Annotated in this window: 26 protein-coding genes; 8 read left to right on the top strand and 18 right to left on the bottom strand. The window is 33.0% G+C overall.

From position 1 onward, the window contains the following. Positions 1-38: 38 nt before the first annotated feature. Both BED47_RS22525 and BED47_RS22520 read right to left on the bottom strand, forming a co-directional pair. Positions 39-842, bottom strand: a complete 804-nt coding sequence (locus BED47_RS22525; protein WP_069035552.1) for an inositol monophosphatase family protein — start codon at positions 840-842, stop codon at positions 39-41. Positions 843-1,064: 222 nt separating this feature from the next. Beyond that, entirely contained in the window at positions 1,065-1,253 is a 189-nt protein-coding gene (locus BED47_RS22520) for a hypothetical protein (protein WP_056468536.1), read from the bottom strand. A 195-nt stretch (positions 1,254-1,448) separates the two neighbouring features. Here BED47_RS22520 and BED47_RS22515 point away from each other — a divergent pair, with 195 nt between their 5' ends. Then, positions 1,449-2,078, top strand: coding sequence for a YktB family protein (locus BED47_RS22515; RefSeq protein WP_069035551.1), 630 nt, complete (start codon positions 1,449-1,451; stop codon positions 2,076-2,078). Positions 2,079-2,299: 221 nt separating this feature from the next. Here the strand turns inward: BED47_RS22515 and BED47_RS22510 are convergent, their stop codons facing one another. Next, positions 2,300-2,569, bottom strand: coding sequence for a UPF0223 family protein (locus tag BED47_RS22510; RefSeq protein ID WP_069035550.1), 270 nt, complete (start codon positions 2,567-2,569; stop codon positions 2,300-2,302). Positions 2,570-2,845: 276 nt separating this feature from the next. On the opposite strand from BED47_RS22510, the gene BED47_RS22505 reads away from it, so the two are divergent. Continuing rightward, on the top strand, positions 2,846-4,297 hold the full coding sequence (locus BED47_RS22505) for an aminotransferase class I/II-fold pyridoxal phosphate-dependent enzyme (RefSeq protein WP_069035549.1): 1,452 nt from the start codon (positions 2,846-2,848) through the stop codon (positions 4,295-4,297). A gap of 154 nt (positions 4,298-4,451) precedes the next feature. Continuing rightward, positions 4,452-5,276 carry a protein-glutamine gamma-glutamyltransferase gene (locus tag BED47_RS22500; protein WP_254664649.1) on the top strand — a complete coding sequence of 275 codons (825 nt, stop codon included), beginning with the start codon at positions 4,452-4,454 and terminating at the stop codon, positions 5,274-5,276. Positions 5,277-5,452: 176 nt separating this feature from the next. Here the strand turns inward: BED47_RS22500 and BED47_RS22495 are convergent, their stop codons facing one another. Together BED47_RS22495 and BED47_RS22490 are read right to left on the bottom strand one after the other, a co-directional pair. Continuing rightward, entirely contained in the window at positions 5,453-5,575 is a 123-nt protein-coding gene (locus BED47_RS22495; RefSeq protein WP_056468549.1) for a GapA-binding peptide SR1P, read from the bottom strand. 167 nt (positions 5,576-5,742) lie between these two features. Further along, positions 5,743-6,036, bottom strand: coding sequence for a DUF3055 domain-containing protein (locus tag BED47_RS22490; protein ID WP_069035547.1), 294 nt, complete (start codon positions 6,034-6,036; stop codon positions 5,743-5,745). A gap of 159 nt (positions 6,037-6,195) precedes the next feature. Between BED47_RS22490 and BED47_RS22485 the strand changes: the two genes are divergently transcribed. Then, positions 6,196-6,591, top strand: a complete 396-nt coding sequence (locus BED47_RS22485) for a DUF1885 family protein (protein WP_069035546.1) — start codon at positions 6,196-6,198, stop codon at positions 6,589-6,591. A 1-nt stretch (position 6,592) separates the two neighbouring features. On the opposite strand, the gene BED47_RS23860 is transcribed toward BED47_RS22485, so the two are convergent. The 6 genes from BED47_RS23860 to BED47_RS22455 form a co-directional block, all read right to left on the bottom strand. Continuing rightward, positions 6,593-6,832 carry a hypothetical protein gene (locus tag BED47_RS23860; protein WP_069035545.1) on the bottom strand — a complete coding sequence of 80 codons (240 nt, stop codon included), beginning with the start codon at positions 6,830-6,832 and terminating at the stop codon, positions 6,593-6,595. 254 nt (positions 6,833-7,086) lie between these two features. Continuing rightward, positions 7,087-8,499 carry a dihydrolipoyl dehydrogenase gene (gene lpdA / locus BED47_RS22475; RefSeq protein ID WP_069035544.1) on the bottom strand — a complete coding sequence of 471 codons (1,413 nt, stop codon included), beginning with the start codon at positions 8,497-8,499 and terminating at the stop codon, positions 7,087-7,089. Between the two features lie 5 nt (positions 8,500-8,504). Further along, entirely contained in the window at positions 8,505-9,860 is a 1,356-nt protein-coding gene (locus tag BED47_RS22470) for a dihydrolipoamide acetyltransferase family protein (protein ID WP_069035642.1), read from the bottom strand. A gap of 128 nt (positions 9,861-9,988) precedes the next feature. After that, positions 9,989-10,966: an alpha-ketoacid dehydrogenase subunit beta gene (locus tag BED47_RS22465; RefSeq protein WP_069035543.1), complete on the bottom strand. Its 978-nt coding sequence runs from the start codon at positions 10,964-10,966 to the stop codon at positions 9,989-9,991. Between the two features lie 3 nt (positions 10,967-10,969). Further along, positions 10,970-12,049 carry a pyruvate dehydrogenase (acetyl-transferring) E1 component subunit alpha gene (gene pdhA, locus BED47_RS22460; RefSeq protein ID WP_069035641.1) on the bottom strand — a complete coding sequence of 360 codons (1,080 nt, stop codon included), beginning with the start codon at positions 12,047-12,049 and terminating at the stop codon, positions 10,970-10,972. A 465-nt stretch (positions 12,050-12,514) separates the two neighbouring features. Further along, positions 12,515-13,162 carry a YkyA family protein gene (locus tag BED47_RS22455; protein ID WP_175403539.1) on the bottom strand — a complete coding sequence of 216 codons (648 nt, stop codon included), beginning with the start codon at positions 13,160-13,162 and terminating at the stop codon, positions 12,515-12,517. A 163-nt stretch (positions 13,163-13,325) separates the two neighbouring features. Between BED47_RS22455 and BED47_RS22450 the strand changes: the two genes are divergently transcribed. Further along, positions 13,326-13,469 (top strand): YjcZ family sporulation protein, encoded by a 144-nt coding sequence (locus tag BED47_RS22450; RefSeq protein ID WP_069035541.1) that lies wholly within the window; start codon positions 13,326-13,328, stop codon positions 13,467-13,469. 188 nt (positions 13,470-13,657) lie between these two features. Continuing rightward, positions 13,658-14,215: a peptide deformylase gene (gene def, locus BED47_RS22445; protein WP_069035540.1), complete on the top strand. Its 558-nt coding sequence runs from the start codon at positions 13,658-13,660 to the stop codon at positions 14,213-14,215. A gap of 190 nt (positions 14,216-14,405) precedes the next feature. On the opposite strand, the gene BED47_RS22440 is transcribed toward def, so the two are convergent. Together BED47_RS22440 and BED47_RS22435 are read right to left on the bottom strand one after the other, a co-directional pair. Continuing rightward, positions 14,406-15,179 carry a Cof-type HAD-IIB family hydrolase gene (locus tag BED47_RS22440; RefSeq protein WP_069035539.1) on the bottom strand — a complete coding sequence of 258 codons (774 nt, stop codon included), beginning with the start codon at positions 15,177-15,179 and terminating at the stop codon, positions 14,406-14,408. A gap of 15 nt (positions 15,180-15,194) precedes the next feature. Then, positions 15,195-16,103 carry a DMT family transporter gene (locus tag BED47_RS22435; protein ID WP_069035538.1) on the bottom strand — a complete coding sequence of 303 codons (909 nt, stop codon included), beginning with the start codon at positions 16,101-16,103 and terminating at the stop codon, positions 15,195-15,197. A 348-nt stretch (positions 16,104-16,451) separates the two neighbouring features. Here BED47_RS22435 and BED47_RS22430 point away from each other — a divergent pair, with 348 nt between their 5' ends. Together BED47_RS22430 and rnjA are read left to right on the top strand one after the other, a co-directional pair. Then, positions 16,452-16,664 carry a DNA-dependent RNA polymerase subunit epsilon gene (locus BED47_RS22430; RefSeq protein WP_069035537.1) on the top strand — a complete coding sequence of 71 codons (213 nt, stop codon included), beginning with the start codon at positions 16,452-16,454 and terminating at the stop codon, positions 16,662-16,664. Between the two features lie 3 nt (positions 16,665-16,667). Beyond that, positions 16,668-18,335, top strand: a complete 1,668-nt coding sequence (gene rnjA / locus BED47_RS22425) for a ribonuclease J1 (RefSeq protein WP_069035536.1) — start codon at positions 16,668-16,670, stop codon at positions 18,333-18,335. Between the two features lie 64 nt (positions 18,336-18,399). Here the strand turns inward: rnjA and BED47_RS22420 are convergent, their stop codons facing one another. The 5 genes from BED47_RS22420 to dapD all read right to left on the bottom strand — a co-directional run bounded on the left by BED47_RS22420 (position 18,400) and on the right by dapD (position 23,060). Continuing rightward, positions 18,400-19,434, bottom strand: a complete 1,035-nt coding sequence (locus BED47_RS22420; RefSeq protein ID WP_069035535.1) for a cytochrome d ubiquinol oxidase subunit II — start codon at positions 19,432-19,434, stop codon at positions 18,400-18,402. 324 nt (positions 19,435-19,758) lie between these two features. Beyond that, on the bottom strand, positions 19,759-20,214 hold the full coding sequence (locus BED47_RS22415) for a TlpA family protein disulfide reductase (RefSeq protein WP_069035534.1): 456 nt from the start codon (positions 20,212-20,214) through the stop codon (positions 19,759-19,761). A 121-nt stretch (positions 20,215-20,335) separates the two neighbouring features. After that, positions 20,336-20,878: a peroxiredoxin gene (locus BED47_RS22410; protein WP_056468592.1), complete on the bottom strand. Its 543-nt coding sequence runs from the start codon at positions 20,876-20,878 to the stop codon at positions 20,336-20,338. 117 nt (positions 20,879-20,995) lie between these two features. After that, the gene (locus BED47_RS22405; RefSeq protein WP_069035533.1) at positions 20,996-22,105 is read right to left on the bottom strand and encodes an N-acetyldiaminopimelate deacetylase; all 1,110 of its coding nucleotides are present in this window, start codon (positions 22,103-22,105) and stop codon (positions 20,996-20,998) included. A 238-nt stretch (positions 22,106-22,343) separates the two neighbouring features. Further along, entirely contained in the window at positions 22,344-23,060 is a 717-nt protein-coding gene (gene dapD, locus BED47_RS22400) for a 2,3,4,5-tetrahydropyridine-2,6-dicarboxylate N-acetyltransferase (RefSeq protein ID WP_069035532.1), read from the bottom strand. Positions 23,061-23,136: the final 76 nt, after the last annotated feature.

The raw sequence follows: 23,136 nt of genomic DNA, 5'->3' as shown, positions 1-23,136 counted from the left end.
AAGAAGGCAAGTTATAAACCAAACTTACCTTCTTTTTATTATTTTTGTAGAAATTCGATATAATCAGTAAGTAATTCCTCATGAATCGAAGCGTTACTTATTAGCACTGAGCTTTTTTTAAGAATTGAAAGGCTTTCATTTTTAAGCGAAGTACAAATTCCGCCTAGCTCTTCTACAATAATTTTACCCGCGGCAAAGTCCCAAGGTGATAATCTCGGGGTGATATAGGCATCAATCCTTCCCATTGCCACATAGACCATTTCCATCGCTGCTGAACCATATGACCGACTTCCTCTAACTTTTCGAACAAGATTACTTAATTTTTCATGGTTTAAATAACGATTTTTAGTTAACCAAATAGCATTTACAGCTACAATAGCCTCTTCTAGTACTACATTTTTCAAAGGTGTTATTTCAAGATCATTTAAATAAGCTCCTTCACCTTTTTTAGCAAAATATAGTTCATTATGTATTACATCCATTATAAAACCCATTTTACCGATTCCATTTTCATAAATACCTAAAGAAATCATAAAATTACGTTTTTGGTGAACAAAATTCATCGTTCCATCGATTGGATCAAGAATCCATACAACCCCCGTTACTTGATCCAAATCATCGCCTTTACCTTCTTCACCAAGTAAGTAATGATTTGGAAATTTCTTTTTTATTTTTTCGTAAAAGAATTTTTCAATTTCTTCATCTTTATTTGTTACTAAGTCATTTTCGTTTGATTTAGTATTGATTGTTATGGAGTCGTATAATGAGCTTTTAATATTTTTAGCTGCCTCTTGAAGCAAAATCCTCGCGAATTGTTCAATTTCTTTCCAATCTACATTCATATTTAAACACTCCAAACTCTACGTGCTAAAACTATATTATTATGGTCCTGTTTATCAGTTTACCAATTTTAACCTAAAAAAACCTAATGAAATGATTTTTATTTAAGATGAAAGATGAGGAACTATTTTGGAGGGTGGGCATACGATAGACCATTGGGCATTTAGCGGAAGATTTAGCGCACAGAAAAACGAACCTATTTAAAGGTTCGGTAAATAAACTCGCTAAGCTTCTAGACGAATTAATTCTAATCTTAATAATTCTAATTTCTTCTTAGATTCAATCATTGCTTCATTATCATTGACTGTCATAGCATCGAATAGTGTAGCTAGTTCGTAATCTAATTCTAATCTAAGTACAGGAATTCTCTTTTCTGCATCAGTTCTTTTTAACGCATTAATCACTTGTCTCATCATTATCCCTCCATAGAATATAAGTTGGCAAAACAAATTGTAAAAGTTAATTAACAAAATTTTCTGATTTTTATCTTGCTACTAATATATGTTATTTAAGCTTATAATGTAACTGTTTTATGAAGAAACATATTACCCATTTGTTTTGGACAAACATGGTATACTAATTAGATAATGTAATTAGGGGGTTCAAAAATGACTCAAACTTTTTTTAAAGAAAGTGATTTTGAAATATTTACAACTGACTCAACATTAGAAACTAGAATGAGTGCTATACAAAATGAAATTCAACCAAAATTTAAAGAAATTGAAGAAGAAATATTACCTTTTTTAAATGTACAAACTGATCAAAACTTTTTTGGCCATATTGCTAAGCATGCTAGACGTACTGTGAATGCTCCAAAAGATACTTGGATTGCTTTTGCAACAAATAATCGCGGATACAAAATGCTTCCTCATTTCCAATTTGGACTGTGGGGTACTCACCTGTTTGTTTACTTTGGAATTATTTATGAAAGTCCAAATAAGCAATCGATTGCCATTAATTTTGAAAAGAATAAAAATAAACTTTACAAAATGATTCCGAAAGATTTTGTTGTATCTTACGATCATATGAAGCCTGACGTGGTACAAAAAAGTAAAATGAATAAAGATGAATTCAATAAAGGTATTCAAAGATTTCATGATGTAAAAAAAGCAGAATACCTATGTGGAATTACAATTGCAAAAGATGAAGCAATTACACTTACAAAGGAAGAACTAATCCAACGTATTATAGAAACATATAATACTTTAATTCCTTTATACAAACTAAGTATAAACTGAATTAATATAAGTGTTGTTTAATTATACATATGTCAAAAACAAAAGTCTATGCCCATTCTTTACACATTTTTCGACAGGACGAATATGAAATTGCTTTACTTAAACAATACTTATATAAGTAAAGCCCATTGAAAGTAGTTAATCTTCCTTTAATGGGCTTCTATTTTTTACTTAATAATTTTTTATTACTATATAAATTTTAACAATGAACTTATTTAATACTACATTTTAATTTTATCACCAGGAGCACCATTTTTAGCCTTTTGCATGACTCTGTATGCAGAATAACCGGATATCTCTTCTAACTCATTACATAATTTTTTTTCTTCTGCGATACTAGGAACAATTGATTTAAATTGTTTGTATGTAGCCATTAACACTTCACGATCTATTCCCTTTTCATACGCTTTTTCTACTGATGTGTAGAACTTTATTACCTCAATTGTCTCATCTGTTGTCCAATCATATGAAATTGGGTATTGGTAATCCATTTACTTCACTCCTACTATTTTCTAATTAATTCCATTTTAACACATTTTTTAAATTCCATTCTTATTTTAAAAATTGATATAATTTCATTCAAATGAATAAAATTTCATAACTTTATAATATTTTTCTATACAGAAAATTCATAGAATGATATAATCTTTTTGTTTTTCAAATGAAGGTAAGACAGTTTATAACTTAATGAGAGTAAACAGTTGAATTGTTTACAAACATATCACTTCCGAAAAACACTATTATTCATTAAATGGGGTGTATGTTAAATGAAACAAATTGAAACGCCGTTATTTTCTTCTTTATTAGAACATGCAAAGAAGAACCCAATTCAATTCCATATTCCAGGACATAAAAAAGGAAATGGAATGGATCCAACATTTAGAGAGTTCATTGGTGATAATGCATTATCGATCGATTTAATCAACATTGCTCCTTTAGATGATCTACATCATCCAAAAGGTAAAATAAAACAAGCACAAGATCTTGCAGCTAAAGCTTTTGGTGCTGACCACACATTCTTTTCAGTTCAAGGCACAAGTGGCGCAATCATGACAATGGTAATGAGTGTTTGTGGACCTGGCGATAAAATTATCGTTCCAAGAAATGTTCACAAATCTGTTTTATCTGCAATCATTTTCTCGGGAGCTACACCAATTTTTGTTCATCCTGAAATTGATAGTGAATTAGGGATTTCACACGGTATTACGACAAATGCAGTGAAAGAGGCCATTTTAAATAATCCTGATGCAAAAGCAGTGTTAGTCATTAATCCTACATACTTTGGATTTGTAGCAGATTTAAAAAGCATTGTTGAATTAGCACATTCACATGGCTTAGCCGTATTAGTTGATGAAGCGCATGGTGTACATATTCATTTCCATAACGAATTACCGATCTCTGCGATGCAAGCAGGGGCTGACATGGCTGCTACGAGCGTACACAAGCTTGGTGGCTCTATGACTCAAAGTTCCATTTTAAATGTAAGAGAAGGCATTGTGAATGTCCACAGAGTACAATCTGTACTAAGTATGCTAACAACTACTTCAACATCTTATTTATTGCTTGCTTCACTAGATGTTGCAAGAAAGAGATTAGCCACTGTTGGTGAAGAATTACTTACGAATACTATTAGACTAGCAAATAATGCACGAAATAAAATTAATTCAATCAATGGTTTATATTGCCCTGGTTATGACTTAGTTGGGAACGAGGCTACATTCAATTTTGATCCTACTAAAATATTAATCAGCGTAAAAAAACTGGGTATAACGGGCCATGATGTTGAAGTTTGGTTAAGAGAGCGATTTAATATTGAAGTTGAAATGTCTGATTTATATAATGTTCTTTGCATTTTAACACCAGGTGATAGTGAAGAAGACATTCAGCAGTTAATTCATGCACTTGAAGTATTAGTAACTGAATTTGACATCTCAGAGCACAATACAAATTTAAACGTTGAGATCCCAACGATTCCAAATTTAGCAGTCTCTCCTAGGGATGCATTTTACTCCGAAACAGAATCTGTTCCACTTGAGGAATCTGTCGGTAGAATTATTGCTGAATTTGTAATGGTTTATCCACCTGGTATTCCAATCTTTTTACCTGGTGAAGAAATTACTCTAGAAAATCTAGTTTATATTAAAAAGAATATTGAAGCAGGATTACCTGTTCAAGGCCCAGAAGACGAAGAATTATTAACGTTAAAAGTATTAAAATAACGAAAACTTTTATGAAGAAACTAGGAAATGAATCCTAGTTTTTTTTCATTCTAAATCACATCTAAATTATATAGGCATATGATAGGTAAGGTAATTATATTGATTTCGTACGAAAAAATTGTTTTTACGTTAGGATGTGGACTCATTGATAGTCGTGAATAATAAAATTGTTCATGCTTCATTAAAAAATAGCGAAGATTCAAATAATAAACTTTATCAAGAAATATTGTCTAGTTTAACAAACAGTAAAAAGTCTCATATTTATAAATCTGACCGTGAACTTTCTTTTGATTTAACAATTAGAACTTATATACTTCAGGCTTCTAAAGATTTATTAACAAGTGGCATGCAATTTAGGGTTTTTAGACGAGCATATTGTAATCCTATGTTTTGGATTCGCACACCAATGGGTGGATTTAGACTTAGGCCAGGCATAAGAACCTCCATGGGAATTTATGATATTTTTCGCAATGGACAATTTTACGCTACAGAATGTGCAACTGCAATCATTATGATATTTTATAAAGCCCTGCTAGATCTTTTAGGCTATGAAATTTTTGATCAACTATTCGATAATGGCATATACTTATACACTTGGAATTACGACCCTAAATTAGCTATATTAACGGCTGAAGTAGATCGTCCAGCCCCTGGTGACGTTGTTTATATAAAAAATCCTGAAGTTGACCCAATGACACCAGAATGGCAAGGAGAAAACACTGTTTCTATGGGAAGTAATTATTATTATGGTCATGGTATCGGAATACGTTCATTACACGAAATTATTTTCCATTTAAATATGCATAGATATCCTTTTGCGATGGTTTCTGCCTTTTTAACAAATTTAAATACTAGAATTGACTCAAACGAAATGGCTCAATATTTAAAAGATACTTCAAAATTAATTCCAGTTACAACGAAGGAAGCTTCATCCGAGGTTATAACTGCAAGAATTGGAGATCAAACTCAAATTGCATAAAAAGAAAAGTGGGTGATTCTTAATTGAGTCTCCCTTTTTTGCGCGTTAATTAAAAACATTTTTACCCTTAAAGAAAAACATAAAAAACCACAAGGAAAAACGATCGCCTTGTGGAATTTCTTATTTATAAATGTCTATAGTTACTCTATTAGACCTTATGTTTTAATTAATAATTATTAGCAAACTTCATTTTCAGTTGGTTCACAATCTTCACAGTTTTTAACGTAAAGAGTTGTTACTTTTTCATCCTCGAAATGACCTACTGTTTTTTCACAACATTTACATACGAACGTTCCCATTATTGTAACCCCTTTCATAATGTTGTATCAATTAACTAACTTCATTATAATGTGTTATACTTATTTACGCAAGTGGTAAATAAGTATAACTTAAATTTTCTAATACTAGATTATTCAAGGGGTTTTATAAGGTGAACACATTTTATTTAGTATAACACATTTATTTTTTATTCATAGCTCTCCTCTATACTTGGTGACGGTAACCAGTCAGCTAAATATTCTGCGAGCTCCATTGCCTCTTCCTCACTTTTTAGTTTACATAAAAATTTCAACTGATTGGGAAATGAAACATCCTGTCGATCTAATAAAATGCATTGTCTAGATTGCATGCAGATAACGAGTGGCTTTCCAAAGAACATGTTAGTATATACAATACCAATATCGTATCTTGTATCGTTCGTTACGAAGCCAACAAATCGGACTCTTACATTTTCGTGATCATCATATAATTTTTCAAACATTGTTTCACCCACTCCTCTGGTTTAGTATTGTAAGTTAATACATATGAAGAAAAAACTAAAATCATACCGAATACTTGTCTAAAAATTTGAAATAATGTTATGATAAAAAAGATTAAAAGTGATGTTTTTCATAGAACATCTTAGGGGGAAAATTTAAAAATGGTTCAACAAGCTACCATTCAATTAGTGGATAAATCCAAATACCAAGAAGCAAATTTAGATTTAATAAATAATTTAATAAATGATTACATACAATCTTCAACTAAGATCGGTCAACAAGTTGACTGGAATTATGAAAGGGTTTCCTTTCCCTACTCTATTTCAAATAAAAAATTAGATGATCAAGATGCACTTTATCTACAGAGCAATGATTCACGTTATAAACATTTTGTTGTTTCTATTCAAGATGATAAAAATATCGTGATTACTCTATTACCAAACTCAACTTATGGTGATAAAGGAAAAGCAAATGAGCTATGTAGATATTTAGCTCAAAAAATTGAAGCAAAGCTTGAATTATTTAACAATCGAATCATGTATTTTTACAAACGATAATTTAAAATAAGTTTACGATCGCCTGGCAAAAGAAAAATATCGAAGCATAAAAGCAAGTAATAATAATACTTGCTTTTCTTGTGTTTCCAACGTATTTTGCAATTAAATAAAGCTGGTAAAAGAATACTAGAAACAAGATGACTTTAGAATATAATTGATCCCTTTTCGACAAGAATAAAACAAATGAAAACCCTATCCAAAATAGTTGATGAATCATTAATACTATTAATTGTTTTCGCATCAATACTCCCACCAATCAATGATCAAATACTAGAAAGTTTGTTTTTTAAACGTTATGCGAGACATGCCTTAATCATGCAAAAAAACCTCCTAACAAATAGGAGATTGCAGACAGTCGTTTTTTTCGTTATTTTGCCATCGTATTGCGTTTAGTGCATCTACATTTAGCAAACTACTTTATGCTTTAAATAAACCGTTTCAAATCAATTTGAACAGTAAAAAACCTCCTATAAAATATAGGAGGTTTTTAAGTAATTATTTTAAAACGTGGATTGGATGACCCATCGCTAATTCTGCAGCTTCCATTGAGATTTCACCTAATGTTGGGTGAGCGTGAATTGTTTGAGCAATATCCTCAACGCTCATGCAAGCTTCAATTGCAAGACCAAGTTCAGAAATGATATCTGAAGCATTTACACCTGCAACTTGAGCACCAACTAGTACTCCATCTTCTTTACGAGAAACTAATTGTACGAATCCATCAGTTGAATTTAGTGATAATGCGCGACCATTTCCACCGAATGGGAATTTTGCTACATTTACAGCTAATCCTTCATCATCTGCTTGTTTTTTTGTATAACCAACAGTTGCTAATTCTGGATCAGTAAATACTACAGCAGGGATAGCTAAGTATTCGATTTGACTTGACATACCACTGATTGCCTCAGCAGCAACTTTACCTTCATAAGAAGCTTTGTGTGCTAATGGAGGACCAGCAATTACGTCACCAATTGCGTAAATATTATTAATTGTTGTACGAGCTTGTTTATCAGTAGTAATTACACCACGTTCGTTAATTTCAACACCAACATTTTCTAAGCCCATGTCACGAGAGTTCGGGAAACGTCCAACTGTTACTAAAACGTAATCAGCTTCGATTTCTTGCATTTCGCCATTTGTTTCGAATTTAACTGTTACGCCATCTGCAGTTTCTTCAACGCCTTTACCGAACGCTTTTGTTACGATATCGACATTACCTTTTTTCTTTAATCCACGTTTAACAATTGAGCTCATAGATTTTTCAAAACCATTTAAGATTTCGTCACCAGCTTCAAGAATTGTTACATGTGTACCAAAGTTAGCATAAGCAGTACCTAATTCCATACCAATATAGCCGCCACCAATAACAACTAATTTTTTTGGAATTTCAGGTAAGTTTAATGCACCTGTAGAATCGATTACACGGTTGCTCCATTTGAAACCAGGGATTTCGATTGGAGTTGAACCTGTTGCGATGATCGCATTGTTAAAAGTATAGGTTTGAGCTGATTCTTCAGTAATTACACGAAGAGTGTTAGCATCATTAAAGTAAGCTTCACCTTTAATAACTTCAACTTTGTTTCCTTTTAATAAACCAGCAACACCGCCAGTTAATTTATTAACTACACTGCTTTTCCAAGCTTGAACTTTTGTAAAATCAACTTTTACATTTTCTGCTGTAATACCGATATCTTCAGAATGCTTAGCTGTTTCATAACGGTGACCAGCAGTAATTAATGCCTTTGAAGGAATACAACCTACGTTTAGACATACCCCACCAAGATTACCTTTTTCAATAACAGCAACTTTTTGTCCAAGTTGTGCTGCACGAATTGCTGCAACATAACCACCAGGACCGGCACCGATAACGACCGTATCTAGTTCAATTGCGAAATCTCCTACTACCATTTATCTTACGCCTCCATTAATAATAATTCTGGATCATTTAATAATCGTTTAATATGGTTTAATGCGTTTTGAGCAGTTGCACCATCGATAATACGGTGGTCAAAGCTTAATGATAACGCTAATACTGGAGCAACCACGATTTCTCCATTTAATACTACTGGTTTTTCAGCAATACGACCAATACCTAAAATAGCTACTTCTGGGTGGTTAATTACTGGAGTAAACCATTGTCCACCAGCTGAACCGATATTTGTGATTGTGCATGTAGCACCTTTCATTTCTGCAGGAGCTAATTTACCATCACGAGCTTTAGTAGCTAATTCATTAATTTCAGCAGAAATTGAGAAGATTGCTTTACGATCAGCATCTTTAACAACTGGTACTAATAAACCTTTATCAGTATCTGCAGCAATACCAATGTTATAGTAATGTTTGTGTACGATTTCGCTAGTAGCATCATCGATTGATGTATTTAAAGCTGGGAATTTACGTAATGCAGAAGTTAAAGCTTTAACAACATAAGGTAAGAATGTTAATTTGATACCTTGTGCAGCTGCAACTTCTTTATATTTTTTACGGCTAGCAACTAGTTTCGTTACATCTATTTCATCCATTAATGTTACGTGAGGAGCAGTATGTTTAGAGTTAACCATTGCTTTAGCGATTGCTTTACGAATTCCACTCATTTTTTCACGAGTTTCAGGATATGCTCCTTCTGGAATTGGCATTGCTTTTGGAGCTTCTTGTGTAGCAGCTGGAGCTTCTGTTACAACTTCAACAGCAACTTCTGTTTGTGCTGCAGCAGCTGGAGCTACTCCACCTAATAAGAATGCATCTACGTCTTGTTTTGTTACACGGCCATTTTTAGCTGAACCTGGTACAATACGTAAATCTACGTTTTTCTCACGAGCGTATTTACGTACAGATGGCATTGCAATTACATGTGCTTTTGGTTCAATCGCAGCAACAGGTGATAGTGGTGCAGCATCTGTTTTTGGTTCACTTTGCTCATAAGATTCTTGTACTTTTGCTTGAACTGCTTCAGCAGCTTCTGGTACTGGAGTAGTAGTTGGAGCTTCTTCAGCATGTTGTCCTTTGAAGCTAATGTTTTCATATCCAGGTGCATCTAAACGTACTAATACGTCACCAACAACTGCAACTGTTCCTTCTGCAACTAATACTTCTAATACTTTCCCTTTTACAGGTGATGGAATTTCTACTACTGATTTATCGTTTTGAACTTCACAAATGATATCATCTTCATTTACTTCGTCGCCTGCTTTAATAAACCATTTTACAATTTCACCTTCGTGAATACCTTCACCGATATCTGGTAATCTAAATTCAAATAGACTTGCCACTGAGTTTGACACAGATTTCTACCTCCGAACAAAGTTAAATTATTTTTTTAAAATATTTTATTTATAATGTAAGAAAGGTATTGATGATTTCATCAAATACCTTTCACTATTTTTTGTTATAAACTAAATTAGAAGTTTAAAACTTTTTGAATGCCTTCAACAACATCTTTATGGTTTGGTAACCATACTGTTTCCGCTTCTGAGAATGGGTAAACAGTATCAGCTGCAGTAATACGAACAACTGGTGCTTCTAATGAAAGGATACAACGATCATTAATTTCAGCAACAATATTTGCAGCAATACCAGCTTGTTTTTGTGCTTCTTGTACAACAACAGCACGGCCAGTTTTCTCAACAGATGCAACGATTGCAGCAGTATCTAATGGATGAACAGTACGTAAGTCAACAACTTCTACTGATACTCCGTCTTTTTCTAATTCTTCAGCAGCTTTTAATGCAGCGTGAACCATTGCACCATAAGCAAATACTGATACATCTTTACCTTCGCGTTTAACATCCGCTTTACCTAATTCGATAGTGTACTCGCCTTCAGGTACATCTTCACGGAATGAACGGTATAATTTCATGTGCTCTAAATAGATAACAGGGTCATTATCACGAATAGATGAAATTAAAAGACCTTTAGCATCTTTAGGTGTTGATGGAATAACTACTTTTAAACCAGGAGTTTGAGCCATTAATCCTTCTAAACTATCCGCGTGCATTTCTGGTGTATGAACACCACCACCAAATGGTGAACGGAAAGTAATTGGTGAAGTAAAACGACCGCTTGTACGGTAACGCATACGTGCTGCTTGACCAGCGATTGAGTCCATGATTTCGAATAAGAATCCGAAGAATTGGATTTCTGCTACTGGACGGAAACCTTCAATTCCAAGACCGATTGCTAATCCACCGATTCCTGATTCAGCAAGTGGTGTATCGAATATACGTTGCTCACCGAATTCTGCTTGTAAACCTTCAGTTGCACGGAATACACCACCGTTTACTCCAACGTCCTCACCAAATACTACTACAGTAGGATCGTTCTTCATTTCAACGCGTAATGCATCTGTGATAGCTTGAATCATTGTCATTTGCGCCATGACTTACTTCGACTCCTTCTCTTTATAAATTGCATATTGCTCTTCTATATTACTTGTTTTAGTTTCGAACATATTTTCCATTAAATGAGTAACTTTTTGTTTTGGTTCTTGGTCAGCAAGTTTGATTGCATCTTTAATTGCTTCTTTTGCTTCTTCGATAATTGCATTTTCTTCTTCTTCTGTCCAAAGACCTTTTTTCTCTAAGAACTTACGGAAACGAACGATTGGATCTTTTGCTTCCCACTCATTTTCAGTATCTTTTGTACGGTAACGAGTTGGGTCATCACCAGCCATTGTATGTGGTCCATAACGGAATGTTAATGTTTCAATTAATGTTGGACCTTCGCCATTTACAGCACGTTTACGAGCTTCTGATGTAGCTGCATAAACTGCTAATGGATCCATACCATCAACTTGAATACCAGCAATACCTACAGCAATTGCTTTTTGAGCAATTGTTCTAGCTTTTGATTGCTTAGAAACTGGAGTTGAGATTGCGTATCTGTTATTTTGAACAACGAAAATCGCAGGAGCATTGTAAGCACCAGCAAAGTTCATACCCTCATAGAAATCACCTTGAGAAGATCCACCGTCACCTGTATATGTAATGGCAACAGATTTTTGGCCTTTTAACTTCATACCAAGTGCAACACCTGCAGCTTGAATAATTTGAGCACCAATAATAATTTGTGGGAAGATTGTATTTACATCTTCAGGAATTTGACTTCCTACTAAATGTCCACGTGACCATAAAAATGCTTTATATAATGGTAAACCGTGCCAGATCATTTGAGGTACATCACGGTAACCAGGTAAGATAAAGTCTTCTTTCTCAAGAGCAAATTGACTTGCTAATTGAGAAGCTTCTTGTCCTGCAGTAGGAGCATAGAAACCTAAACGACCTTGTCTGTTTAATGAAATTGAACGTTGGTCAAGAACACGAGTCCATACCATACGTTTCATTAATTCTTTTAATTGCTCATCTGATAATTCAGGCATCGCTGCTTCATTAACGACTTCGCCCTCTTCATTTAAAATTTGAAGAGTTCCAACTGAATCACCAAATTGAAGCATTTGATCCATTAATTCAGAAACAGTTTGTGTATTCTTCATTTCTGTTGTTTCCTTTCCAGCTACTTTTTTCGTAGTAGTTGCCACTAAAACCCACACCCTTCTTTAATTATGGAGGATTTATTTTCTTTATCCATCATGTGTATTTTCTTAAGAGTAATTACAAGTAACTTAAACTTATAATTAAAATCTGTACTTATACTATTCGTGTATTACACTAGTACAACATTGAACACTAGTACAGTTTATAACACGTTCATAAACTCGTCAAATATTTTGTTGTATTATTTTATTCATGATTTTTCAAAAAATTTGCCACAAAATTTTAACCCTGTACTACCTTTGAAACAGCAATCTGTTATACAATAACAGAAACTCCTTTAAATTATACTCAAATAGCTAATAATGGTTTTTTTTTATCTTAAATTTCAAACTGTACTACAACGATTTTTATTTAGTAATTCTAGTCCCGATATGTTATTTACCATATTTTTCATATATGTCTTTTTGTAAATTATTTAATTTTTGAGTATAAAGATTTAATTGATCATTGTATTTAATGACATCTTTATAAATGTGATTTGTATCCTTTGTCTCATTCTTTACATTTTTTAAATCAACTTTTTTCTGCGATAATAAGTTATAAATTGAAAGATCCGTTTCCATTGCATCTTTATATTTAGAATTCAATTTATCGTATAACTCTGTTCTTTCTCTCCATGTTTTTATAAAGTTATTAACTTCATTTCGAAACTGTTCATCCTTCGTTTCAATATTTATTGTTTGAAGTTCTTTAATTTTTATGTCTATATCGTGAATTAATTTTGACTCCTCATTGACTCGTTCTTTTCGTTCATTTAATAAATTAATTGCTTGTTTAGCTGACTCTTGTCTTTTATTTACTTCGCTGATTTTATATAAATAAATTTTTTCATAATACTCCAATTCTTTTACTTCCAGTTTTTGAATACCTTCTCCAGCTTTTTGAAATTTCTGTTCCATTTTAGCAATTTCAGCTAGTTGATTTATTACTAAATTCTTTTGTTTTACTTGAGAAGTACAACCCGAACAAAGGATAAAGACTATGACTATTACAAGAAATAAAGAATTAAATTTTTTATACATAATTTCACCCAATTTTTTTTCATTATTATTTCCATGTTGCATCTTTTCACACTTTTTATACGTCCTAAAAAATAATCTGGTCACATACCCACACACTTTATGTAGTTTTTCATAATTTGTAGTATCCGCTATATGCGGAAACAGTTTAAAGGGAGGTTATTATATGTACGGTTACGGATACGGTGGAAAAGGTGGATACCCTGGTTATGGTTACGGCGGCGGATGCGGTTGCGGTTACGGCGGTTTCGCATTAATCGTTGTTCTATTCATTTTATTAATTATCGTTGGTGCAGCTTTCGTTTTATAATTCACACTTGTAAGCCTCTATTATTAATGTATAACCACAAACTTTAAGGAGCGATAATTTATCGCTCCTTTTTCCATTCTACCTGCTTGTGACTGACAATTTAATAAAGATTTGTTAGACTAAATTAATAATACTAGTGAATAGTACATACTTATATTAAGGAAAAATGAGACAGGAGTGAAATTCATTTGATTACAATGAAAGATATAATTCGAGAAGGCGATCCTAGATTAAGGGAAATCTCGAGTGAAGTAAGCTTACCTCCATCGGCAGAGGATATTCATTTAGCGAATTCATTATTAGAATATGTTATAAATAGTCAGAATCCAGAAATAGCTGCCGAATACGGTCTACGATCTGGTATCGGATTAGCTGCGCCACAAATTGGAATTCTAAAAAGAGCCATAGGTGTTCATGTTACTGACTTACAAGGTAATTTATATAGTTATGCTTTATTAAATCCAAAAATTGTAAGTCATTCTGTTGAGGAAGTTTATTTATCAGGTGGTGAAGGCTGCTTATCTGTTGATCGAGATGTTCCTGGATATGTTCCACGATACGCAAGAATAACAGTTACTGGTTTTGACACGAGATTAGGAGAAGTAAAAATTCGTTTAAAAGGTTTACCAGCAATTTGCTTCCAGCATGAAATTGATCATCTAAATGGAGTAATGTTTTATGATCGTATTAATAAAACAAATCCTTTTTCTCCTCCAGAAGGCGCTTCACCTTTAGAGAGAAAATAAAAAAGAGCGATTGGAAAACCAATCGCTCTTTCAGACTGCCCGCCAAACGCTCGCTTTCTTCGTTGCTTCGCCTGTCTGCGGTGCTCTTACCGTTTAGGGTAACTCCGCTCCTCACCAGACTTCGCGCCTCGAAAGACAAGCGCTTGCAATCAGTCTGAAAATAAATGTTTTTGTAGTTATATCTACAGACTTAAAGAAGTCCTGCCCATTTTAAACCGTTTAAAATTCCATCTTCATCAACATTCGTTGTGATATGGTTAGCTAATTTTTTTAGTGGATCTACTGCATTACCCATGGCGATACCTGTACCAACTTTTTCAATCATTTCTAAATCATTTAATCCGTCACCAAATGCGATCACATTTTGCATATCAAATCCAAGATGGTTTACCATTTGAAGTATTCCATTCGCTTTAGATCCTCCAACTGGTAAGACATCTGACGAATATTCATGCCAACGAATAAAATTAAATTCATTAAACCCATCGGTTAAAGATGGCTCTTGATGCTCTTCACAGAACAGTAAGACTTGATAAATTTCACGATTAAGATAAAAATCATGCTGAACTTCAGGATGTTGCATTCTGATCGATGTCATTGCTTCTTTTATATGAGGATGTGAATCAATTGACGCTCTCATTGTCTCGTTATTTAAATAGATAAGCGGAATGCCTAGTTCTTTTGCTTTTTGAGTAAATTGGTGAAGTTGTTCTGGATGTAGGGCATGTTTGTGAATAGCTTCACCTTCAAATTCAGCATATTGTCCATTTAAACTTATAAAACTATTTATATTTAATTCTTCACGAATTTCTTTAAACATGAATGGCGCACGACCAGTTGCAATCGCTACGTGGATATCTTTATTTTGAAGTTCCGAAATTGCTTTCTTTGTACTATCCGGAATTACTTTATCATGATTTAAAATCGTTCCATCTATATCAAAAAAAACGATTGGTTTAGTCATATTATTCTCCCCTCACTAAGACGCTGCATTTGCTTTTGAGTTATTCATTTTTGACTTTTGTTTACTATTCGTAATAAATACTCCTAGAAGTACGATTAACAACCCTAATATCATTTTGAAAGATAAAGGCTCACTTAAAAAGAAAAAGCCCCAAATCGAAGCAAATACAGGTACTATATAAGTAACCATTGTTGCAAATTCTGCACTTCCCTCTTTAACCATATAATAAAATAATAAATATGCCAACCCAGAACATATAACGCCTAGTCCAAACACACCACTAAAAACTTCAAAATTAACAAATGGTTTTAAAGTGCCCTTCCCTACAATGATCATATAAAAAAAGCCGAATACACCAGAAATACCTAAGGTTAAAAATGAAACAATCATTACATCAATTTTTTGTAAATACTTTTTCGTTAAATGTGAACCAAGCCCATAACAAAAAGTAACAAATAACATTAATATTGAATAAATTATATTATCGGAGAAAATTGTTGATGGATTAAGATTCATCATAATCATAAGTCCAACGATCCCGATCATAAGTCCAATCCATTGTTTCTTATGAATTTTTTGAGAAAAGAAAAAATAGCCAATAATGAGTGTTGCAATTGGCGTAAAAGCATTCAATACTGCCGCTTCATTACTTTGCAGATGTGTCTCGCTAAAAGAAAGAAAAAGCCACGGTATAGCATGATTAAATAATGAAATGACGATAATTAAACTCATTTTCGGTAAATTTTTATAATCAATCTTTACCTTTTTGATTAACATAATAATTAATAATGTCATAGCACCAAAGAAACAGCGATAAAATACAATTGCTTCTGGCCCTATATCGTTTAAAAGGAGCTTAATAAATAAAAAAGATGTACTCCAAATAATACTTAATAAAAACAAAGCTCCATATAACTTCTTCACATTCTTCTCCCCTTAACTTTAAGATACCCTCTATTTTAACTGCTTTTTGGATTATATTGAATGAAAATGTTTTTTCGTTCTATACTAAACATAAATATACTATGTCCGTGTTCTCTTTATATAAGTTTAATTTCATGTCTAGGAGGTAAAACTAATGTTACGTAAACTTCGAAAAAAATTAAAAAAACGGCTAAAACAATTTTTGAAAAAGAAGAAATATATCTCAATAATTTCAAATTTTTTTTTAAAATAACCGTATTTTAGGTAATCTTCAATAAAAAGAATGAAAATATATAGAAAATCACTTATAATATTGAGAAGATAGTGATTTGACAAGGAGAGATTTAAATGATTTTTAAAGTATACTATCAGGAATTACCATTAGAGGTACCTGTAAGAGAAAAAACTAAAACAGTTTATCTAGAAGCAGATAGTGAAAGAGAAGTTCGTGCGAAATTATTACCTTTCAATTATAATATTGAGCTTGTTCAAGCTTTAACCGGTGCTCATCTTGAATTCGAAAAACAAAGTGAAAGCTTTAAAATTTTGGAGCTAGCGTAATTTATGAAATTTCTTAAAAATGATCAAGCTGCCGTATTCGCACTAGGTGGCTTAGGGGAAATTGGTAAAAATACATACGCAGTACAATATCAAGATGAAATTATATTAATAGATGCCGGAATCAAGTTCCCTGAAGATGAGCTACTAGGGATAGACTATGTTATACCTGATTATTCCTACTTAGTTCGAAATGAGGAAAAAATTAAAGGTTTATTTATCACTCACGGACATGAAGACCACATTGGTGGTATTCCATATTTATTAAGAGAATTAAACATTCCAATTTATGGTGGAAAACTTGCTCTTGGCTTAATTAAAAATAAACTAGAAGAACACGGTCTTTTAAGAAAAGCAAAATTAATTGAAATAAAAGAAGACGACATCATTAAATTTAGAAAAACTAGCGTAACTTTTTACCGTACTACTCACAGTATTCCAGATTGTTACGGAATTGTTGTAAAAACTCCACAAGGACAAGTCGTTCATACAGGTGACTTTAAATTCGACTTTACACCAGTTGGAGAAACAGCTAATTTAACAAAAATGGCTGAGATTGGTAAGGAAGGCGTTTTATGTCTACTTTCTGACAGTACAAATAGTGAAGTATCACATTTTACAATGTCTGAAAGAAAAGTCGGAGACACGATTAATGAAATCTTCCGTAAAGTAGACGGTCGAATTATTTTTGCAACATTCGCATCAAACATTCATCGTCTTCAGCAAGTAGTTGAATCTGCTATTGCAACTGGACGTAAAATTGCTGTTTTTGGTAGAAGTATGGAAGCGAATATCGAGATTGGTCATGACTTAGGTTATATCAAATGTCCAAAGGATACATTTATCGATGCATCTCAAATTAATCGTATTCCAGCTAATCAATTAGTCATTTTATGTACAGGTAGTCAAGGTGAACCTATGGCTGCATTATCACGTATAGCAAATGGTACACATCGTCAAATTCAAATTATTCCTGGAGATACTGTAGTATTTTCTTCTTCACCAATTCCAGGTAATACAATGAGCGTAAACCGTACAATCAACTTACTATACCGTGCTGGTGCAGAAGTAATTCACGGTTCATTAAATGATATTCATACTAGTGGTCATGGTGGACAAGAAGAACAAAAATTAATGCTTAGACTGATGAAACCTAAATACTTTATGCCAATTCACGGTGAATATAGAATGCAGCGCATGCATGCTAAGCTTGCTATGGACTGTGGAGTACCTGAAGAAAACTGCTTTATCATGGATAATGGTGAGGTTTTAGCTCTTCGTGCAGATGAGGCTATGGTTGCAGGTAAAGTTCCTTCTGGTAATGTTTATATTGATGGAAGCGGTATCGGCGATATTGGTAATATCGTTTTAAGAGACCGTAGAATTTTATCTGAAGAAGGTCTTGTAATCGTTGTCGTAAGTATCGATATGAAAGAATTTAAAATCTCGGCAGGACCAGATATTATTTCACGCGGTTTCGTTTATATGAGAGAAAGTGGCGATTTAATAAATGAAGCACAAGCAATGATTTCTACTCATTTAAACAAGATCATGGAGCGTAAAACTTCTCAATGGTCTGAGATAAAAAATGAAATTACTGATACTTTATCACCTTTCTTATACGAAAAAACAAAACGTAAACCAATGATTCTCCCAATTATTATGGAAGTTTAATCATTAGTACATGATAAAAGGGCGATTTCAAAAGTCAAAATACTTTTGAAATCGCCCTTTTTTATTAATCTTGAAAGTCATTTTTTTCATTACTTTTTAAAAACACTTTCATAAAAAAAGGTTTATGAAGAACTAAAAATATAAAATACACTGTAAATAAGATAAAAAATACAACAAACAGGATAATTAGTACGATCGCTAAACTACTTTTTGCAAAACTTGTTTCAATTCTTAAATAAGGATATAAGATAAATGGTAGATGACTTATTCCATACCCAAAAAATGCGAAGAAATATTGTAATAATACTAATATAAACGCTAAACCATATCTTTTTCTTTTTATAACAAAATAAATTGCTATACAAAAGCAAATTAAAGAGATAAGAAAGAATTCCCATACATTATGCATTCGATCAAAATGAACTTTATTATGTAACTTCATTGATAAAAATACGATGATACTCGAAATAATCGTTGGCAATGACCAGACTAGTACATACTTTCTTAATTTAGTTTCCGATTCCGAATCATTAATTAGTTTTGCGGAATAAATTAAAAACATTGCACTAATAAATAGGACTGAACATACAGCCAATAGCATAACGGATAGTGAATAAGAATTCGTAATTAATTTAAATGGATAAAAACGTATATCTGTTCCGTTCTCGATAATAAATCCACCTTCAGAAATTGTTAAAACTGTAGATAATGTAACAGGTATTAATAGACTTGTCGCACCATACAAAATTAAAAAGAACTTACTCCTATTTCCCCCATATTGCTGAAAAGTATAAAACGATCCCCTAATTGCTAAAAAAATCATTGCTACACTACCCGGAACTAATAAGGGAACACCATAATAATATGCTACCCTTGGGAATATACCGACTACACCTACGAAGAAGAAAATGAAAAATAATGTAGCAAGTTCCCAAATAGATGAAAGATGTCGATTTATTAAGCCAATTAATTTTGGTTCTTCTTTAGTTGTAATTGCATAAAACGCATAAAATCCTGCACCAAAATCAATTGAAGCAATAATCATGTAGGCATATAAAAACAACCATAAGATAAAGATTGCGATTGTTTGAATCTCCAAACTTTTTTCCTCCTACAGAAAAATTCCTTAAAATAAAGATTAGTTTTCTTTAATTATACCTATAAAATACACTTTCTACTAGTTTCAAGATGAAGATTACGGAAATACAAAAAGAGACTTTAAAAAAAGTCTCCTCAGACTGTTGATTAACGCTCGCTTTCTTCGTTGCCTCGCCTGTTCTGTGGTGCTCATTACCGTCAAAGGTAACTTCGCGCCTCGAAAGACAAGCGCTTGCAATCAGTCTGAAACTCAGTTTTTTTGGATTTCCTTACACGAAAAAAGAGACTTTAAAAAAGTCTCTTATGTGATGATTGATTCTAAAAACTATTCTACTTTTGCTGCTTCATCTAGTACTCGATTAACACGCTTTTCTAACATTGGCATTCCGCCTTCTCCAGCTTGGAAGTGGCGTAATACACCTGTTTTATCAAACACGTAATATGATGGTACATATTTATTTTCAAAAGCATCTGTAATCGTATGTTGGTTATCAACTAAAATTGTTTGTGTAATTCCATGTTCGTTTGCAACTTCTTTAATTTTATCAATATCTAAATCATCTTCAGATCTTGGCATATGAACACTTACAACATTTAATCGATCTTTATATTCATCTCTAAAAGCATTAATGTTTGGCATTGCTACTTTACATAAATGGCAACTAACTGACCAAAAATGTATTAATGTTGGTTTATCACCAATTAGGTTTTCTTTTTGAATTTCTCCATTTAATACTGTTGTTGCACCATCTAATTCAGGCATTGGTGAGCGAAGTCTCATTTTATAGTCCTCCTACTTGTTTCATTAGCTCAATGTGAGCTTGTTCCACTTTTCGTTATTGTGTTTAAAAAGGCCTAACTATAAGTTAGACCTTTGACATTAAATCTTAATTGACTGTGAATTATAGAGTTGCTTGACCTGGTTTCCAGTTAGCTGGGCAAAGTCCACCAGTTTGTAAAGCTTGAAGTACACGTAAAACTTCATCAACTTCACGACCGATGTTGTTGTGGTGTACTACTTGGTACATTAATTCACCCTCTGGGCTGATGATGAATAATCCACGTAATGCAATACCTTCTTCTTCAATTAATACGCCATAGTCACGAGAAATAGCGTGGTTTGTATCTGCACCTAATGCATATTTTAATTGTCCTAAGCCATTATCTTTACGATCAGTGTTGATCCATGCTAAGTGAGTGTGGATTGTATCTGTAGAAACACCTACAACTTCAGCATCAAGATCTTCAAACTCGTCGTAACGATCAGAGATTGCTACGATTTCAGTTGGACATACAAAAGTGAAGTCCATTGGATAGAAGTATAATACTGTCCATTTATCGTTTTTCATGTTTTCTTCTAAGCTTACTTTACCAAATTCTTTATTTGCTAAAACTGCTTCCATTTCAAAGCGTGGTGCTTGTTTTCCTACTAAACGTTCTGCCATCGTTATTACCTCCAATATTTATGTAACTATTTATCATACAAGTGATATTATAGTAAACTAGTTAATTAAAGTCAATATTAATTTATAATTATTATTAACTGAAAATCATTTTCATTGTTATTGTTTCATAAAGTCCGAAATAAATCGAATCATTAAAGGAATCACATTCTCATCTGGGTTTAATTTTTGGTTATGGAGTCCGAAATCTGAATTTACACCAATCCAAAACATTAGGCCAGGAATTTCTTTTGTCATATAACCAAAATCTTCACCTGTCATTGCAACATTGCATAGGACAGCCTCAATACCGTCATATTGTTTCGCAAAATGAAAGAATTCATTCGTCAACGATTCATCGTTTATTACTCCATAGTAATTACTTCCAAAATCTACTTCTATTTTACACTGAAAACTCTCTTTAAATCCATTCACAAGACTTTCAATTCTGTTTTTTAATTTTAGCATCGCTTCTTCACTTAATGCTCGCATCGTACCTTCTATTCGAACATGATCTGCAATAACGTTTTGAACTGTACCACCGGTTATCTTTCCAATCGTAATAACAGCACTGTCTAATGGATTAACATTTCTTGATACAACCGATTGTACTTGAGTGATAAAATGACTTGATGCAACGATCATATCATTCGTTAAATGAGGGAAAGCAGCATGACCGCTTAAGCCATGAAAATCAATAAAAAGCTCTGATGTATGAGCAAATAACATACCAGGTTTCGTAGCAATCGTACCAACAGGATATTCAGGCGCTATATGTAAACCGTAAATTACATCTGGTTTAAATGGTTTAAATTCTTCACTTTTAAGTAAAGGCTCCGCTCCTCCAGGCCCTTCTTCAGCAGGTTGAAAAATAAATACGACATCGTCATTTATTGGCTCATTAACAAGGTTAGTAAGAACACCCAAAGCAATACTCATATGTACATCATGACCACAGGCATGCATATTACCTTCATGAATCGATGAAAACTCTAATCCTGTGTTTTCTTTCATTGGCAATCCATCAATGTCTGTACGGTAACCAATCGTTCTAGTAGAATTTAACCCTTTTACGCGAACGAAAATACCTGTTCTCCAAGTATCAATTACCATTCTTTCTTGATCTAAACTAGATAAATAATCTAGTAAATAAGCTTGTGTTTTGAATTCTTGAAATCCAAGTTCGGGAATTAAATGTAAATCCCGTCTAATTTTAATAAATGAATCCATTTTAACTCCTCCAAAAAAAGCGTGAAAATATAATTTCTACGCTCAGACTGCCCACAGAACGCGTGTTTTCTTCGTTGATCACTTGCCTGTTTCGATGATAAATTACCGTAATAAGGGTAACTCCATTTCCTACTTCACGACTTGAAAGTCAAATGCTTGTAATCAGTCTGAACTTATATTTTAGTATAATGCCTATAAAGTAAGCGTAGAAAATAAATTCTACGCTTACTCCTTGTTATTATTGATTTAGTTGTCGTAAAGCCTGAATGATTTCAGTTTTTGAAATTGTTTTATCATCGATATCTTTGATCTTTCTAGCAGGAACACCTGCAACTACAGTGTAAGGAGCAACGTCTTCAGTAACAATTGCACCTGCAGCTACTACTGCGCCTTCACCTACTTTAATACCTTCTAAAACTACTGCATTAGCACCAATTAGTACATTATCTTCAAGAATAACTGGGTTTGCTGATGGTGGCTCGATTACACCAGCTAAAACTGCGCCAGCACCAACGTGACAGTTTTTACCTGTTGTTGCACGTCCACCAAGTACTGCGTTCATATCGATCATTGTACCTTCACCAATTACAGCACCGATGTTAATTACCGCACCCATCATAATAACTGCATTGTCTCCAATTGTAACTTGATCACGAATAAATGCACCTGGCTCGATACGAGCTTTAATACCTTTAGCATCTAAAAGTGGAATCGCTGAATTACGACGATCTGATTCTACTACATAATCTTCTATGTATTCTTTTTGCTCTTCAAGGATTACTTTAACATCATCCCACTCACCAAATAAAACTCCAGAATTTTGAGAAATAAATGATTGAACTGATTCAGAAATAGTAAGCTTGTCTAATTGACCTTTTACATAAACCTTTACAGGTGTTTTTTTAGTACTATTTGCAATAAATGCAATAATTTCATTTGCGTCCATTAATTTCATAATGAATTGCCCCCTTTATTATTATCAATAAGAATACTCTATCAAATCTAGTAAGTAACTAGCAACATTTTGTCGA

Source organism: Gottfriedia luciferensis, assembly GCF_001712755.1.
In the GTDB taxonomy this organism is placed as follows: domain Bacteria; phylum Bacillota; class Bacilli; order Bacillales; family Bacillaceae_G; genus Gottfriedia; species Gottfriedia luciferensis_B.
Note: the sequence above shows the minus strand (reverse complement) of the source record. Positions and strands in the feature narration are given on the sequence as shown.

Coding starts and splice junctions, on each gene's coding strand:
- BED47_RS22525 (WP_069035552.1), bottom strand. CDS start 842: ATGAATGTAGATTGGAAAGAAATTGAACAATTCGCGAGGATTTTGCTT.
- BED47_RS22520 (WP_056468536.1), bottom strand. CDS start 1,253: ATGAGACAAGTGATTAATGCGTTAAAAAGAACTGATGCAGAAAAGAGA.
- BED47_RS22515 (WP_069035551.1), top strand. CDS start 1,449: ATGACTCAAACTTTTTTTAAAGAAAGTGATTTTGAAATATTTACAACT.
- BED47_RS22510 (WP_069035550.1), bottom strand. CDS start 2,569: ATGGATTACCAATACCCAATTTCATATGATTGGACAACAGATGAGACA.
- BED47_RS22505 (WP_069035549.1), top strand. CDS start 2,846: ATGAAACAAATTGAAACGCCGTTATTTTCTTCTTTATTAGAACATGCA.
- BED47_RS22495 (WP_056468549.1), bottom strand. CDS start 5,575: ATGGGAACGTTCGTATGTAAATGTTGTGAAAAAACAGTAGGTCATTTC.
- BED47_RS22490 (WP_069035547.1), bottom strand. CDS start 6,036: ATGTTTGAAAAATTATATGATGATCACGAAAATGTAAGAGTCCGATTT.
- BED47_RS22485 (WP_069035546.1), top strand. CDS start 6,196: ATGGTTCAACAAGCTACCATTCAATTAGTGGATAAATCCAAATACCAA.
- BED47_RS23860 (WP_069035545.1), bottom strand. CDS start 6,832: ATGCGAAAACAATTAATAGTATTAATGATTCATCAACTATTTTGGATA.
- lpdA (WP_069035544.1), bottom strand. CDS start 8,499: ATGGTAGTAGGAGATTTCGCAATTGAACTAGATACGGTCGTTATCGGT.
- BED47_RS22465 (WP_069035543.1), bottom strand. CDS start 10,966: ATGGCGCAAATGACAATGATTCAAGCTATCACAGATGCATTACGCGTT.
- pdhA (WP_069035641.1), bottom strand. CDS start 12,049: ATGGATCAAATGCTTCAATTTGGTGATTCAGTTGGAACTCTTCAAATT.
- BED47_RS22455 (WP_175403539.1), bottom strand. CDS start 13,162: ATGTATAAAAAATTTAATTCTTTATTTCTTGTAATAGTCATAGTCTTT.
- BED47_RS22450 (WP_069035541.1), top strand. CDS start 13,326: ATGTACGGTTACGGATACGGTGGAAAAGGTGGATACCCTGGTTATGGT.
- BED47_RS22440 (WP_069035539.1), bottom strand. CDS start 15,179: ATGACTAAACCAATCGTTTTTTTTGATATAGATGGAACGATTTTAAAT.
- BED47_RS22430 (WP_069035537.1), top strand. CDS start 16,452: ATGATTTTTAAAGTATACTATCAGGAATTACCATTAGAGGTACCTGTA.
- rnjA (WP_069035536.1), top strand. CDS start 16,668: ATGAAATTTCTTAAAAATGATCAAGCTGCCGTATTCGCACTAGGTGGC.
- BED47_RS22415 (WP_069035534.1), bottom strand. CDS start 20,214: ATGAGACTTCGCTCACCAATGCCTGAATTAGATGGTGCAACAACAGTA.
- BED47_RS22410 (WP_056468592.1), bottom strand. CDS start 20,878: ATGGCAGAACGTTTAGTAGGAAAACAAGCACCACGCTTTGAAATGGAA.
- BED47_RS22405 (WP_069035533.1), bottom strand. CDS start 22,105: ATGGATTCATTTATTAAAATTAGACGGGATTTACATTTAATTCCCGAA.
- dapD (WP_069035532.1), bottom strand. CDS start 23,060: ATGAAATTAATGGACGCAAATGAAATTATTGCATTTATTGCAAATAGT.